This window comes from Halomonas sp. AOP12-B1-6, assembly GCF_052379225.1.
Lineage (GTDB): Bacteria > Pseudomonadota > Gammaproteobacteria > Pseudomonadales > Halomonadaceae > Vreelandella > Vreelandella casei.
In genome coordinates this window covers 328,145-343,054 of record NZ_JBQSYK010000003.1, presented here as the reverse complement: position 1 = coordinate 343,054, position 14,910 = coordinate 328,145, and the positions used below count along the sequence as shown (strand labels likewise).

Below are 14,910 nucleotides of genomic sequence, written 5' to 3'. Positions count from 1 at the left end.
ACTGGTTCAAGGCGTGCAGGAACGGGTATTAATCTAATAAACGGCTGTAAACGACGCCTTTTACTTCAAGCTCAAGTATATCTTCATAGGCCACTGTCATCCCTTCTACATCGCCGGATGACTTGTGGCTATTCTTGATTTCAGTGTCTGGAATCACTTTCACGCCCGCCGTTGTAGCGTGCTGTATCCGGGCACTGAACCGATTGCCATTCTGCTCAATCAGTAGCCGTTCCCCAGCAATACACTTGCCTATTTTATCGTGCAGCTCTTCTTCACTGACATGAACGACACTCATCGCTTGCTCCTTTAGCTCGCAATCGCTATGGCAAAACACATCCGTACGCTAGGTACCTTAATGGCCTGTCTATGAAGACTTTATTTTAGACCATAAGTTCGTGTGCCGTTAGAAGCCGAGTGCATCGTGCTAAAGTGATGACTTACGCAGCCATAGGGAAAGTGTCATGGGGGAGTTCTCAACAACAGGCGTCTCGCCACTGTGGGAAGTGGTCGCGCTGGATCAGTTTTGTCCCCCCGAAAAGACGCAGGCGAGCCAGTGGCGACGTCGTTGGCGTTCCGCTTCAAAGTGGTTAATCGGTAAAAAAACCTCAGAACAGCAGGTAAAAGAGGAGCATGAGCTGCGCTCCTTACCCGAGATTAGGCTGGCTCATTTAGTGCCCCCGGTCGACTGGGCGCCCGCTGCTAGCATGTTAGCGCAGGCACTTGACGCTCAGGACGCGCCGGTCACGTTTTTTATTACGCCGCCACATGGCGGTCACGCCTCTGTGGTCACCCATTGGGCTAAGCAGCATAATGCCGTTTGCGTCGAGCCTCCAACGCTTAGTGAGCTTGCCAAAGGCGATACGCAGTGGATAGCGCATTGCGTGCACCAGAAAAGCTGGGTAGTGCCTGCATTAGAACGGCATTTTTTACGCCACACGCAGGGTATTCAAAGTATTCGTGAATTTCTTGAGCGTGCCTTAAGTGGTCGCTTAGGACACGGCGTGATTGGGTGCGATAGCTGGACCTATGCCTATCTTCAGCAGGTGATTGGGATCGACGGGGCGCCGGTATTTACGCTGCAGTCGATGCAAGGCGAACAGCTAACACGCTATTTTTCTAGTATCGCCGCAAGCGATGGCCAGTATCCGTCTGTCTACAGCACTCGGACCGGCAAGCAGATATTGCCGGCGTTAGAAACAAAGCGCCACCAGGCTGCGCATAAAGAGCTACAGCGCTTGGCAGCCCATTGCCGTGGGCATTTGGGCATTGCTTGGCACTACTGGCACGAGCGGCTGCGTGAGCCATCGTCAGGTGAGACACAAGCGCTGTGGCTGGTGGATGCGCTGGCCGATGCGGAGCTGCCTGCGGATACTGGCGATATCGCAACGCTCGTGCTGCATGCGCTATTGATTCACGGTGGTCTGGATGATCAGTCATTGGGGGAGGTGCTGCCGTTCTCTCATCACGAAGCGCTGAATGCACGGCTGGCGCTGCAGCGTAAAGGGATCGTTTCAAGCTGGGAAGGGCGTTGGCAGATCGCCCCACTTAGCTACGCTAGCGTTCGCCAATTATTAGAATCGCGCAATTATCTGGTCGATTCGCTTTAAGCCGGCTCTCGCTAAGCGGTAGGCCCACGGAGGGCTCCATGGACGACCAAAAAAAGTACGCAAGACTGTTTAACGATATCGATAGCCAAGCATTAATCACCGTGGGGCTAGTGCTGTTAAGTGCCATTGTGCTGATTATTGTCAGCCAGCGTGGGCTCAACTGGCTGGCTTCGCGGTTACACGGGCAGGTCCGCTTTCGAATATTTGCATTAGTGCCGCTAACGCGCCTGTTTGTGCTGATCACTGCGCTGGCGATTGTCACGCCGATTATTATCGAGCCGTCATTACGCAACATGGTAACGCTGCTGGGTGCGCTGGGTTTAGCCATTGGCTTTGCTATGAAGGACTACGTCAGTAGCCTAATTGCGGGAGTCGTTTCGGCCATTGAGCTACCTTATCGCCCTGGGGATTGGGTCAACATTGAAGGCACCTATGGCGAGGTCAAGCACGTAGGGCTGCGCACTGTCGAGATCCAAACGCCCGATGATGATTTAGTCGCGGTGCCGCACTTAAAGCTATGGGATCACGCCATTTATAATGCCAATAACGGCGGCACCAGTTTGCAGTGCGTGGCGAGTTTTTATCTTCATCCTGAGCATGAGGCGGGCTGGGTGCGCAAAGCGTTGCGCGATGTAGCGCTCACCAGCGCCTACTTGAAGTTCGACCAACCGATCATCGTCGTGGCTGAAGAGAAGCCCTGGGGCACCCACTACCGGATACGCGCCTACCCGGTAGACCCACGTCAGCAGTTTCTGTTTATTACCGACCTAACCGTGCGCGGTAAGACAGTGCTCAGTGCGGCAGGCGTCCGGTCAGCATTGTTACCACCTGATGCTACCCTGGATGCCCGCAACGCTGCGCAGTCAACGTATTGACTGGCTGGCTAACGCTTAAGCTTCGGTGGGCTCTGGCAGCTCGCCGCTGTGGAAGACATTTTGGACATCATCCAGCTCGTTCAACATGCCTAAGAACTTTTCAAACAGCGCCACGTCGTCGCCTTCAACCGGCGTGGTGGTTTGCGGCAGAAATTGAATTTCGTCAACTTCAAAGTCAATCTCACCGAAAGCGTCTAACAGCGCCTGTTTGGCCTTGGCATAATCAGTGTGCGGGGCAAAGACGGTAATGCGTTCGGCTTCTTGCTCAATGTCAGTGACATCAACATCTGCTTCCATAAGCGCTTCCAGTACGGCTTCTTCATCGCTACCGCTAAACGAGAAAATAGCGCAGTGGTCGAACATGTGGCTCACGCTGCCGGGCGTGCCAATTTTACTCTTGGTTTTGGTAAAGCAACCGCGAACGTCGCCAAAGGTGCGGTTAGGATTGTCGGTCAGGCAGTCAACGATCACCATGACATTGCCTGGCCCGAAACCTTCATAGCGCGCGGTAGAGAAATCTTCGCCGCCTGCACCGCTGGCTTTGTCGAGCGCTTTATCAATAACGTGGGAAGGAACCTGATCTTTTTTGGCACGCTCCATCAAGCCGCGCAGTGCAAGGTTGCCATTAGGATCGCTGCCACCCGCTTTAGCGCAAACGTAAATTTCACGTCCATATTTGCTATAGACCTTGGTCTTCGCATCGGCCGTTTTGGCCATGGATTCCTTACGGTTCTGAAAAGCCCTACCCATGTTGCCGTCCTGTGTTAGCCATACCACGCGCATTGAACGGGCGGTATTTTGAAATGTGAAAAGAGCTCAAAGAGCAAATTTTACCCAACAGCGTACCATGCTAACAGCGTTATTTAAGCCGCTCGCCAAAGAGCAGGCCTCACCTGTCGTATACTCGTGGTTTGCCCCCATGGGCTGACATTTGATCTCAGGAATAAAACGGTATGCCGCTGACACTCTGGTTATCATTAGCCGCTATCTGCGCCATGGGGGCGATGTCGCCAGGACCAAGTTTGGCATTAGTGCTACGCCATACGCTAGGCGGCGGGCGGTTGTTTGGCGTGATAGCGGCCATCTTTCATACGCTCGGCGTGGGGTTTTACGCACTGCTGACAGTATGGGGGCTAGGCGCGTTGATTGCCGGTTTTCCGATGCTGTTCCAATTGATCACCTGGTGCGGCGCCGCTTACTTAGCCTGGCTAGGGTTTCAAGCGCTGCGCGCCGGAAAAGCAGGCGCTTTGCATCCGGCTGCCATGGCGACGAGCAGAGGGCAGGCGGCTAAAGAGGGCGTGCTAGTCGCGTTAGGAAACCCTAAGCTGATCCTGTTTTTTGTTGCGCTGCTCAGTCAGTTTGTTAGCCCAGACATGAGTGCGTTGGCGAAAGCGATTATTGTGCTGACCGCGATGGTGATTGACGGTGGCTGGTACGTACTTGTTGCGGTGGTGCTTTCGCATTCAAGAATTCTGCCTTGGTTGCAAAAGAATGCCCACTGGATTAATCGTATTACCGGCGTTCTGCTCATCGTGCTGGCGCTGAGAGTGGTTGCCGGGCCGCTGGTGTAAACAGAATAGCCGTGGCATGGTAATCGCTATGCCGTTTAAGGTGTTTGTAGGGCCTATTTAATGACGATTTACGACCAAGACTGTTATACCCACCAAGCGAAACCGTTCAATCTGCGGGCGTTGCGTGGCCAAGTATTATTGGTGGTCAACGTGGCTAGCCAATGTGGCTTCACGCCACAGCTGAAAGAGTTGGAAACCTTTTATCAGCGCTATCGTGATCGTGGTTTTACCGTGCTGGGATTTCCATGCAATCAATTTGGGCGACAGTCCCCGGAGAATGCCCAGGCGTTCTGTCAGTTTGGTGAACAGCAGTATGGGATCAATTTTCCGCTACTAGAGAAAGTGCATGTGAATGGCGGCCGTGCTCATCCGCTATTTGTGTGGCTAAAGCATCAGGCGCCAGGCGTGCTGGGGACGCCAATGATCAAGTGGAATTTCACTAAGTTCTTGATTGGCCGCGATGGAAACGTCATTGCTCGCTTTGGCCCGCGTGACCACGGGCGCCCATTGCGATTGGCGTTGGAAAAAGCCTTAGATGAATCTTATCCGTAACGTGGCAGTATAAATGCGTTAAACCTGTTCGCCCCGTACCACGGCAAGTCGGTTCATTAGCGCATTCAGGCGGTGGCGCACCATCATGGTGGTCAATCCTGAAAACAACGCCCAGCTTTTACGCCGCCAGCCTTTCAGGCGCAAATTGTGGTTGACCAGCTGCTGCATAAGCTTGCGATCGTTAAATTGGCGCCATTCGCTAGCAATGGAAAGCTGATGGCGCGACATGACCGGCGCCATTTCCAAACGAAACATCCACTCCAATTCTTTAAGCGACATCTCGTAGCGTTGCACGACGTCCAGCATGCGCGAGTAGTCCCGTTCGCTGGGCTCACGGTCAAGCCACAGCGGCGCTAACGCTAGCCAAAGATCGCCGCGTTCGTCTACTAGCTGCTGTGCATTCATGGTGGCCTCGTATGGGGAGTCGTTGCTGGCATAAGGACGTTAACTGATATCGTGACGCGAAACTCTGGTGATCTCAAGCGCGGACAATAGCGCAAGAGCGGACAGCGCGCACGGAGACAGCTAGAATAACCCCATCAAGCCACGACATCGCGATGTCGATAGCCAAATTAATCTGATAACGAGGTTCGAGATGATTATTAAACCCAAGGTGCGCGGCTTTATTTGTACGACTACCCACCCGGTGGGCTGTGAGAAAAATGTTCTTGAGCAGATTGAGGCTACCCGTGCCCGTGGTTTAGATAAAAGCGCCGGCCCGAAAAAGGTGCTCGTGATTGGTGCATCGAGTGGCTATGGTTTGGCCGCGCGTATTACCGCAGCGTTTGGCTATGGTGCTGACACGCTGGGCGTGTTCTTTGAAAAGCCTGCTACTGATGTCAAGCCTGGCACCGCGGGTTGGTACAACAGTGCTGCCTTCGATAAATTCGCTAAACAAGAAGGCCTGTACAGCAATTCCATCAATGGCGATGCGTTCTCACACGAAGCGCGGGAAAAAGCCATTGAGTTGATTAAGCAAGATATGGGCGAGATTGATCTGGTGGTGTACTCGCTGGCATCGCCCGTTCGTAAAATGCCGGATACCGGTGAGCTGAAACGCTCCAGCCTTAAGCCGATTGGCGAAACCTACCGCGCCACGGCTATCGATACCAATAAAGATGCGATCATCGAAGCAGAAGTAGAACCGGCAACACAGGAAGAGATTGACGACACCATTACCGTCATGGGTGGCGAAGATTGGGAACTGTGGATGAGCGCGCTAGATAAAGCGGGCGTGCTGGCGAAAGGCGCTCGCAGCGTCGCGTTTAGCTATATTGGCACCGAAATAACTTGGCCGATTTACTGGCACGGTGCGCTGGGTAAAGCCAAGGAAGACCTGGATCGCGCCGCGACGGCTATTGATAGCCACCTGAAGGCCAGCGGCGGCGGTGCCAATGTTGCGGTGCTAAAATCAGTAGTCACTCAGGCGAGCGCGGCGATTCCGGTTATGCCACTGTATATCGCGATGGTCTATCGCATTATGAAAGAGCAGGGCCTGCATGAAGGCACCATTGACCAGTTGAATCGACTGTTCGGTGAGCAGCTTTACTCCGAGCAAGGTAAGCGCGGCGAGTTTACCACCGATGAGGTCGGCCGCCTGCGGCTAGATGATTGGGAGCTGCGTGACGATGTGCAGCAAGCCTGCCAGGACCTTTGGCCGGAAGTGACGACCGACAACCTGTTCGACATTACCGACTATGCGGGTTACAAACACGAATTCTTGAAGCTGTTTGGATTTGAGCGTAGCGATGTCGATTACGACGCCGATGTCAGCCCGGCAGTTAAGTTTGATGTCGTCAGTCTGTAAGCCTTAGGCCTTGTGACGTGTTTGCTTGATGCTGTTATTGCCGGGCCCTGTGCCCGGCAATTTGCATTGATGCGTCACTTTTTTGCAATAGGGGGCAGAACGCTGCTCTCCACTGCGTAATTGCGTAAGATAGACATTTCATCCAGTTGATGGCGGTTCTTCATGCAGCTCAGTGACTTATCATGCAGCCTAGCGCGCTAACGGCGCAGCCTAATGTGATCCGCAGGCGGGTAGCATTTCTGCTGCTGCCGGGCTTTTCGTTATTGGCCCACGCCAGCGCTATTGAACCACTGCAAATGGCCAACCAGCTGAGTGGCCAAATGCTTTACCACACCGCCACCTTAAGCATGGATAGTCAGCCGGTGCGCAGCGGTGCTCAGCTTTCGCTGCTGGCTCAGCATGCGTTAAGCGAGGCACCGGGCCCTATCGATTTGCTCTTGATCTGTGCGCCTACGCCGCTGCCCTATGCCTTGCCCGCTAAGCTCAACGAATGGCTGCGAGGCCATCAAGGCCGTGGCGTATCTTTAGGCGGTTTGGCCGGTGGCACGGAAGTGCTGGCGCGCTGCGGGTTGCTAGAAGGATACCGAGCGACGCTTCCATGGCAGCGTTTTGAGGCTTTTTCCCAGGCATACCCACAGGTAACGCTCTCCCAGCAGCTGTTTGAAATTGATCGCGACCGGCTGACCTGTGCGGGCGGCACCGCTGCCATGGATATGATGCTCACGCTGATTGGCCAGCATCACGGGGCGCGGCTGGCCGAACAGGTATCTGAGCAGTTTGTTTGCGACCGCATTCGCTTAGCCGATGAGCGCCAGCACGTGCCGCTGCGCAGCCGCTTAGGGCATGCCCCGCAAAGTTTGGTCGATGCCGTGACGCTAATGGAAGCCAATATCGAGGAGCCGCTTTCGACCCTTGAACTGGCTGAGCATTTGGGTATTTCTCGCCGCCAGTTAGAGCGGCTATTTAAGAAATATCTCCAGGCAGTGCCCAGCCGCTATTATCTGGATTTGCGATTGCAAGAGGCACGCAAGCAGCTGCGCGAAACCGATCGCGCGATTGGCGATATCGCCTTTGCCACAGGATTTTCCTCCGGCGCGCATTTCTCAACCGCCTATCGAAACCATTTTGGCATGACGCCAAGAGAAGAGCGTTTGGCTTAGCATGCATAAAACCAAGCGTGGTTATTCATAATTCCCTGTCACATTGCTGAAAGCAGATAACCACGTCAGCGCCTTATACTGTTTTTACCCCATTATTCTATTGGAGAGTTTGCCCCATGAGCACCATCCCAACTCGGCAGGATTTTGATCAATACATGACGCCTAACTATGCACCGCAGCAGATTATTCCGGTGCGCGGCGAAGGTAGCCGGCTATGGGATCAGCAGGGGCGTGAATACATCGATTTTGCCGGCGGCATTGCAGTGAACTCGTTAGGCCACTGTCATCCTGTGCTGGTTAACGCGCTTAAAGAGCAGGGTGAAAAGCTTTGGCATCTCTCCAATATCTACACCAATGAGCCTGCCCTTAAGCTTGCTAAAAAACTGGTAGAACGCACATTCGCTGACAAAGTCTACCTTTGCTCTTCAGGAGGAGAGGCGAACGAGGCGGCGCTGAAGCTGGCTCGTCGTTACGCGGTAGATCACCACGGCGAAAAGAAAGACAAAATCATTTCCTTCAATCAGTCTTTCCATGGCCGCACTCTCTTTACGGTTAGCGTTGGCGGTCAACCCAAATACTCGCAGGGCTTTGGCCCGATTCCTGGCGGTATTTTGCACGCTGAATTTAATGACCTGGAAAGCGTTCGCGCCTTAATGGGCGACGATACCTGCGCGGTGATGGTCGAGCCCATGCAGGGCGAGGGTGGTATTCTGCCGGCTACCTCCGCATTTTTGAAAGGCCTTCGCGAACTGTGCGATCAGCACAACGCCCTGCTGATTTTTGATGAAGTGCAAACCGGCGTTGGTCGTTGCGGGACGCTTTACGCCTACGAGCGCTATGACGTAACACCGGACATTCTCACGAGTGCTAAATCGCTAGGCGGTGGTTTTCCGGTAGGAGCGATGCTGGCAACTGAAAAAGTCGCCAAGTCATTAGCCTTTGGCACCCATGGCTCAACCTACGGCGGTAATGCGCTGGGGTCTGCCATCGCGTTGGCGGCAGTTGAATTTATCGATACTCCAGACGTTCTAGCAGGCGTGCAAGCGCGCCACGATCTTTTCCGTGAGCATTTAGAAACCATTAATCGCAAGCATGGCGTGTTTAAAGAAATACGCGGCATGGGGCTGTTGATCGGCGCTCAAATGTCGGATGCTTTTGAGGGTCGCGCTAAAGATATTCTGCCGCTGGCCATTGAAGAAGGCTTAATGGCGCTAATCGCTGGGCCTAACGTACTGCGTATGGCGCCTTCGCTGGTGATTCCTGAGGCAGATATTGTTGAAGGTATGGCGCGCTTAGAGCGTGCCATTGAGCGGCTTGTTACCACAGCATGAGTGAGCCACAGGCCGCGTTAACCGAGGGGGCGTCGAGAATGCTGGTAGTGCGACCCGTCAAGGCGACGGATCTCAACGCATTGGAGCAGTTAGCTGAGCAAGCCGTGCCTAAGCTAACCAACCTACCTGCTAACCGTGAGCGACTTCAGGAGCGCATTGCGCGCTCTTTGGATGCGTTTAGTGGTGACGTTGAGTTTCCTGAAAATGAGCACTATACCTTTGTGTTAGCGGACGATAGCCGGGAGGAGGTGCTGGGTACGGCCACTATTCGCGCCCAGGCTGGCGCCAGTGAAGCCTATTACACTTATCGTCAAGAAACGCTGATTCACGCCTCCCAGCAGCTCAACGTGCGCCGTGAAGTGCAGACACTCGCGCTCTCTCATGAAGTGTCAGATGCCACCTTGCTGTGTGCTTTTTCGCTTAACCCACGCTACAAGGGCACCAGTGCAGAAAGCCTGCTACGCCGGGCGCGGTTGATGTTTATTGCTCAGTACCCCGAACGCTTTTCGCGCATTCTAGCCGTGGCATTTCCAGGCTATTTGGATACCCACAGCGAATCGCCCTTTTGGGAGAGCGTGGGGCGGCATTTTTTTGCCCGTAGTTTTCAAGATATTAATCACGTGGCGGGAGTGCGCTCGAAAAGCTTTATCGCTGAGGTGATGCCTCAATTTCCACTTTATTTGCCGCTGCTTACGCCTCAAGCGAGGGCCGCGATTGGTCGCGAACATCCGGCTCATGAAGAGGCGCTACAGGAGATGTTGGCGGAAGGCTTTGTGCGCTCTCGTCACGTGGACATTTTCGACGCCGGGCCGATTGTAAAAGCGGAGCGCGAGCGGCTGGAAACCTTTCGTAGCGCCGCTTGGCACCCGGTACGCATTCGCCCTGAACATGCGCTGCCCGATGCTGAGCCGGCGATGGTCGCCAATCAAAAACTAGGCGAGTTCCGCTGCATTGTGTCGCGCTATGCGCTCTCGCCGACGGGTCAGCTAATGCTGTCTCCTGAGCACGCTGAGCGGCTGGGTGTCACCGAAGGGCGAGCGGTGCTTGCCGCGCCGTTGACATTACCCACCGCGGTAGACGCGCTTGATGAAGGAGAAATGTAATGCGCATTCGACCCATTGCCCGTGAAGATTTGGATGGGCTTCAGGCGCTTGCGCAGCAGGCAGGCGTTGGCTTTACCTCATTACCGGATAATCGTGAATTCCTCGCCGGTAAAATTGAAGCCGCCGCCAGCGCATTTGAAGAACGCACGCCGGTAGACGATCGGCTCTACTTCTTTGTATTAGAAGACGAAGAAAATGGCGAACTCGCCGGCTGTTGCGCGATTGAAGGCCAAGTGGGTCGTGAAGTGCCGTTTTATAACTATCGCCTAGGTACGTTGGCACACTCATCCATCCAGCTCGATTTGCATCGCACTATCGATACGCTGTTTTTAAGCTCCGACCACACTGGCGATGCAGAGGTTTGCTCACTGTTTCTGCGTCCTGAGTATCGTGGCGAAGCGAATCGTCACTTACGCAATGGCGCGCTGCTTTCAAAGGCTCGGTGGCTGTTTATCGCTCAATTTCGTGACCGCTTCCCGCAAAAAGTGCTGGCAGAAATGCGCGGCGTGTTCGATGAGAACAATACCAGCCCTTTCTGGGAGAGCCTGGGTAAGCACTTTTTCCCGATGGATTTCAGTGAAGCTGACCGCTTAACCGGTTTGGGCCAGAAGAGCTTTATCGGGGAGCTGATGCCACGGTTTCCTATCTATACAACGTTCATGGCCGAAGAGGCGCGCGCCTGCATTGGCCAGGTGCATCGCCATACCCGACCTGCGCTAGAAATGCTCAACAAAGAAGGGCTGCGCTGGGAAGGCTATATCGATATTTTCGATGGTGGCCCAACGGTAGAGGCGTATATCGACGACGTGCGAGCGGTTCGCAACTCGCGGCTGTGCCAGGTAGACGTTTCATCCAGCGCCCCGCAAGAGAGCGTCAGCCGCTGGCTGGCGGCTACTATCCAAATGCGCAATTTTACTGCCAGCTGGATAGGCCGTGCGCCCACGCATGACAACATCATTGTGCTTAGTGAGCAGGAAGCAAGACGACTAGGCGTCACCACCGGTGACTTCGTTCGCTTACTGGAAACCTAAATCCTGCAAAAATAAGCACGGCATAAGTTTGGTAACGTTAGGAGAGAACGATGCACGCTCAACAGCAGCAATTGATCAACGGCGCCTGGGTAGCCGGTGAAGCAGACACGTTCGCCAAGCATGATCCCATCTCGGCTAAGCAGCTGTGGCAGGGCGCATCGGCATCTAGTGAGCAGGTTGGCGCCGCGATTAACGCCGCACGGGGAGCGTTTCCTAGCTGGGCGCGCACGCCCGTTACTGAGCGTCAGGCACTGGTCGAGCGGTTTGCCGAGATTATAAAAGCGCGAGGTGAAGATCTTGCCCTGGCGATTGCCTCTGAAACCGGCAAGCCGCTCTGGGAGGCCCGCACCGAGGCCGGAGCGATGGTGGGTAAGATTGCCCTGTCGATCAGCGCATACCACGAACGCACCGGTGAGCGTGAAAAATCAGTGGGTAGCGCTAAAGCCGTTCTACGCCATCGCCCCCACGGTGTCATGGCAGTATTTGGCCCGTACAATTTCCCCGGTCATTTACCTAACGGCCATATGGTGCCTGCGCTGCTAGCGGGTAACTGCATTGTTTTTAAACCTAGTGACCAAACCCCGCTAACGGCTGATCTCACGCTGCAGTGCTGGCTAGAAGCCGGGCTGCCTGCGGGCGTTATAAACTTGGTGCAGGGTGGCGTGGCAGTCGGACAAGCGCTGGCTGCGCATCCCGGCATTGATGGCCTGCTGTTTACCGGCAGTGCCAACGTTGGGGGCATGCTACACAAGCAGTTCGCCGGGCAGTTGGATAAAATTCTCGCGCTGGAGCTAGGCGGTAATAATCCCCTGGTGGTTAAGGATGTGCCCGATCAGCGCGCCGCCGTGCTGGCTATTCTACAGTCGGCCTATCTTTCCGGTGGCCAGCGCTGTACGTGTGCTCGTCGATTGATGGTGCCCTTGGGTGACGTTGGCGACCGCTTAATCGAAGCGCTCTCAGAGGCTATTACCAAGCTGCACGTGGCGGGCCAGTTTGACGAAAATCCTGCGCCATTTTACGCCGGTTTGGTTAGCGTGGCTGCCGCGGACGGGCTGCTAAAAGCTCAGGACGCGCTGGAAGCACTGGGCGGCACGGTCATCAATCGTATGCAGCGGCTTCAGGAGGGCACCAGCTTGCTGAGCCCTGCGCTTATCGACGTGACGGGCCTGGACGTTCCTGATGAGGAGCATTTTGGGCCGCTACTCAAGATCCATCGTTACCACGATTGGGATGAGGCGCTTGAGCTTGCTAACAATACCCGTTACGGGCTCTCTGCCGGTCTGATTGGCGGTGATAAAGCCGATTGGGACGACTTTTTACTGCATATCCGTGCCGGGATTGTGAACTGGAATCGCCAAACGACTGGGGCTTCTGGCGATGCACCTTTTGGAGGCGTGGGCGACAGCGGCAATCATCGCCCCAGTGCTTACTATGCGGCGGACTACTGCGCCTACCCCGTCGCGTCCATGGAAGCTGACACCTTGGAGATGCCCGATACCCTGCCGTCGGGAGTCATCCTATGAGCACCGCTGCCATCAGCAATGTCAGAGAAGTCAATTTCGACGGTTTGGTTGGCCCTACCCACAATTACTCTGGGCTTGCGGTAGGTAACGTTGCCTCGATGAGCCATGGGGGCTTGGTGTCGAACCCCAAAGAGGGCGCGCTGCAGGGCCTGCTGAAAATGAAGTCGCTGATGGATGCAGGCTACGCTCAGGGCGTATTGCCACCTCAGCAGCGGCCTGATATCGGCGCGCTGCGTGATTTAGGCTTTAAGGGTAGCCACCGTGAAGTGTTGGCTCGCGCCGCCACCGAGGCCCCGCATTTGCTGCGCGCCGTTTGCTCCGCTTCCAGCATGTGGACGGCTAACGCAGGCACTATTACGCCCAGCCAGGATGCATGGGACAGCCGAGTACATTTCACTCCGGCGAATCTGCAGTCCAGCTTTCATCGTTACCTCGAACCACAAACGACGGGCCGCGTACTGCGGGCGATTTTTCACGATGAGCAGTATTTCGCCCATCACCCGGTGTTGCCCGCCACGCCTGATTTTTCCGATGAAGGCGCGGCCAACCATACGCGCCTTTGCGGCGAGCATGGCGAGCCGGGCGTTCATCTGTTTGTCTATGGCCGCCAGGCGTTTGGTGGCGAGCGTCAGCCAGCACGCTTTCCGGCAAGACAGACGTTAGAAGCTAGCCAAGCGGTGGCTCGCCAGCACGGCCTGACGGAAGCTCAAACGGTGTTTGCTCAGCAGCACCCGGACGCCATCGACGCAGGCGTTTTTCACAATGACGTGATTGCCGTTGGCAATGGCCCTGTACTGCTGTATCACGAAATGGCGTTTTTGGACGAAGAGGGCACGCTAGATGAGCTGCGCGCCAAAATGTCGACGCCCTTGATTCCCATACGCGTACCTCTCGATGCCGTCAGCATGGAAGATGCGGTAGCTTCCTATCTGTTCAACTCACAGCTGCTGTCTAATCCAGACGGTACTATGACGCTGGTTGTACCCAGTGAGTGCCAGGAGCGAGAAGCGGTCTGGCGCACGCTGCAAGGTTATCTGCTGGCGGGCAATAACCCGATCAGTGACGTGATCGTGAAAGACGTCAAGCAAAGTATGCGCAACGGCGGCGGACCTGCCTGCCTGCGTCTGCGCGTGGTGTTATCAGAAGCAGAGCGCGCAGCGCTTACCAGCCGCGTGCTGCTGACCGATGCGCTGTACGGCGATCTTACCGCTTGGGTCAATTGTCATTACCGCGACCGATTAGCGCCCGATGATCTTGCCGACCCGCAGCTTGCAGAAGAATCGCTGACGGCATTGGATGAACTGACGCAACTGCTTCAAATTGGCTCGGTTTATCCATTTCAATTAATTTAAGGTGCCGCCACGCTACTTAGATTTTGACCTTGCCAATATTAAGCAGGGCAATTCCGGTACCAATCAATACAATGCCTAATAGCAAGCCTTCGGGGGCAGCTTCGCCTTGCAAAAATATCGCGACCGGAACGCCTACTATGGCGCCCACCGAACCTAGTAAACTTAGCAGCACCGGTCCGCCGCTTTTCTGGAGCAAAAAGAGTAGAAAGAACTGGCCTGCGAACACTACGGATTGAAGCGCGATCAGTAGAAGCGGAAGGCTTTGCTCGGTGGGTATGCTAAGCGAGAAGCCGGGCAGCAAACCGACACCGAATAGGATAACAACTGCGGCGATTAACATGCCGGGGGCCAGCGCATCGCCAGAGACACCCGCTGGCCAGCGCAGTGTCCTATAAAGATTGCCGATCGCCAACAGTACTGGCCCCGCTAGCGCCAGGAGAATCCAGAGATAATCGGCATCCGGCGTGGAAAGCTTGTGAGCCGCTAAGGTGACGGCGCCTGCAAGGGCTGACAGCACGCCCGCCGCCCGCATTACCTGAAAGCGTTCCAGCTTTAAAATCAGTGCGCCAATGTAGGTGAGCAGTGGGGGCAGAGTAATGGTTAAGGCAACGAATCCTGCGCCGATATGCGGAATGGCGGAGAAAAAGATCAGGTTAGACCCCGCTACCCCCACAAACCCGGCCACGAAGTAATACTCAAGGGTGCGTCCCGTGATAGGTGGCAAGTTGCGGCGGAGTGCGGAGATTGTAATTAATATCAGCGCTGCGCCGATGATCGACCAAAATAAAAAAGCGAGTGCTGATAGCTGCCTTTCACCCGCCAGCTTGGCTAAATTGGTCGATAGGCCCAGCAAGGCACCGCCGGACAATAGGTATGCCAGTGGGGCTAGCCAAGCTTTTTTGGATTGAGTCTTGGGATCTGTAGGTGATGTCATTCGCATATTCTCAACGTCATATCTTGATATCAAGATATTTGTGAAGAGTCTTGACGTCAAGATA

General features: G+C 54.9%; 15 protein-coding genes. 11 read left to right on the top strand and 4 right to left on the bottom strand.

Going from position 1 to position 14,910, the window contains the following annotated elements; translation table 11 throughout:
* Positions 1-28: 28 nt before the first annotated feature.
* Positions 29-295, bottom strand: a complete 267-nt coding sequence (locus ACT3TR_RS10690) for a hypothetical protein (protein WP_441671981.1) — start codon at positions 293-295, stop codon at positions 29-31.
* Positions 296-461: 166 nt separating this feature from the next.
* Between ACT3TR_RS10690 and ACT3TR_RS10685 the strand changes: the two genes are divergently transcribed.
* Positions 462-1,607 (top strand): hypothetical protein, encoded by a 1,146-nt coding sequence (locus tag ACT3TR_RS10685; RefSeq protein ID WP_444625227.1) that lies wholly within the window; start codon positions 462-464, stop codon positions 1,605-1,607.
* 38 nt (positions 1,608-1,645) lie between these two features.
* A complete protein-coding gene (locus ACT3TR_RS10680; RefSeq protein WP_096278697.1) occupies positions 1,646-2,482 on the top strand; it encodes a mechanosensitive ion channel family protein in 837 nt (278 codons plus the stop codon).
* Positions 2,483-2,497: 15 nt separating this feature from the next.
* Here the strand turns inward: ACT3TR_RS10680 and ACT3TR_RS10675 are convergent, their stop codons facing one another.
* On the bottom strand, positions 2,498-3,232 hold the full coding sequence (locus ACT3TR_RS10675) for a YebC/PmpR family DNA-binding transcriptional regulator (RefSeq protein ID WP_096278699.1): 735 nt from the start codon (positions 3,230-3,232) through the stop codon (positions 2,498-2,500).
* A gap of 203 nt (positions 3,233-3,435) precedes the next feature.
* Between ACT3TR_RS10675 and ACT3TR_RS10670 the strand changes: the two genes are divergently transcribed.
* Both ACT3TR_RS10670 and ACT3TR_RS10665 read left to right on the top strand, forming a co-directional pair.
* Positions 3,436-4,053, top strand: a complete 618-nt coding sequence (locus ACT3TR_RS10670; RefSeq protein ID WP_096278702.1) for a LysE family translocator — start codon at positions 3,436-3,438, stop codon at positions 4,051-4,053.
* 60 nt (positions 4,054-4,113) lie between these two features.
* Entirely contained in the window at positions 4,114-4,605 is a 492-nt protein-coding gene (locus tag ACT3TR_RS10665; protein ID WP_096278704.1) for a glutathione peroxidase, read from the top strand.
* 18 nt (positions 4,606-4,623) lie between these two features.
* On the opposite strand, the gene ACT3TR_RS10660 is transcribed toward ACT3TR_RS10665, so the two are convergent.
* On the bottom strand, positions 4,624-5,010 hold the full coding sequence (locus ACT3TR_RS10660) for a DUF7079 family protein (RefSeq protein ID WP_096278706.1): 387 nt from the start codon (positions 5,008-5,010) through the stop codon (positions 4,624-4,626).
* Positions 5,011-5,200: 190 nt separating this feature from the next.
* Here ACT3TR_RS10660 and fabV point away from each other — a divergent pair, with 190 nt between their 5' ends.
* The 7 genes from fabV (at position 5,201) to astB (ending at position 13,912) form a co-directional block, all read left to right on the top strand.
* A complete protein-coding gene (gene fabV, locus ACT3TR_RS10655) occupies positions 5,201-6,412 on the top strand; it encodes an enoyl-ACP reductase FabV (protein ID WP_444625228.1) in 1,212 nt (403 codons plus the stop codon).
* A gap of 182 nt (positions 6,413-6,594) precedes the next feature.
* Positions 6,595-7,572, top strand: coding sequence for a GlxA family transcriptional regulator (locus ACT3TR_RS10650; RefSeq protein ID WP_444625229.1), 978 nt, complete (start codon positions 6,595-6,597; stop codon positions 7,570-7,572).
* A 116-nt stretch (positions 7,573-7,688) separates the two neighbouring features.
* Entirely contained in the window at positions 7,689-8,903 is a 1,215-nt protein-coding gene (locus tag ACT3TR_RS10645; protein ID WP_444625230.1) for an aspartate aminotransferase family protein, read from the top strand.
* A 38-nt stretch (positions 8,904-8,941) separates the two neighbouring features.
* A complete protein-coding gene (locus tag ACT3TR_RS10640) occupies positions 8,942-10,006 on the top strand; it encodes an arginine N-succinyltransferase (protein ID WP_444625395.1) in 1,065 nt (354 codons plus the stop codon).
* Entirely contained in the window at positions 10,006-11,037 is a 1,032-nt protein-coding gene (gene astA, locus ACT3TR_RS10635; RefSeq protein WP_444625231.1) for an arginine N-succinyltransferase, read from the top strand. The genes ACT3TR_RS10640 and astA overlap by 1 nt, the downstream gene beginning before the upstream one ends.
* Positions 11,038-11,087: 50 nt before the next feature.
* Positions 11,088-12,560: a succinylglutamate-semialdehyde dehydrogenase gene (astD, locus tag ACT3TR_RS10630; RefSeq protein ID WP_444625232.1), complete on the top strand. Its 1,473-nt coding sequence runs from the start codon at positions 11,088-11,090 to the stop codon at positions 12,558-12,560.
* Entirely contained in the window at positions 12,557-13,912 is a 1,356-nt protein-coding gene (gene astB, locus ACT3TR_RS10625) for an N-succinylarginine dihydrolase (protein ID WP_444625233.1), read from the top strand. The genes astD and astB overlap by 4 nt, the downstream gene beginning before the upstream one ends.
* Positions 13,913-13,928: 16 nt before the next feature.
* Here astB and ACT3TR_RS10620 read toward each other — a convergent pair whose 3' ends face one another.
* On the bottom strand, positions 13,929-14,846 hold the full coding sequence (locus tag ACT3TR_RS10620; protein ID WP_444625234.1) for a DMT family transporter: 918 nt from the start codon (positions 14,844-14,846) through the stop codon (positions 13,929-13,931).
* Positions 14,847-14,910 lie beyond the last annotated feature (64 nt).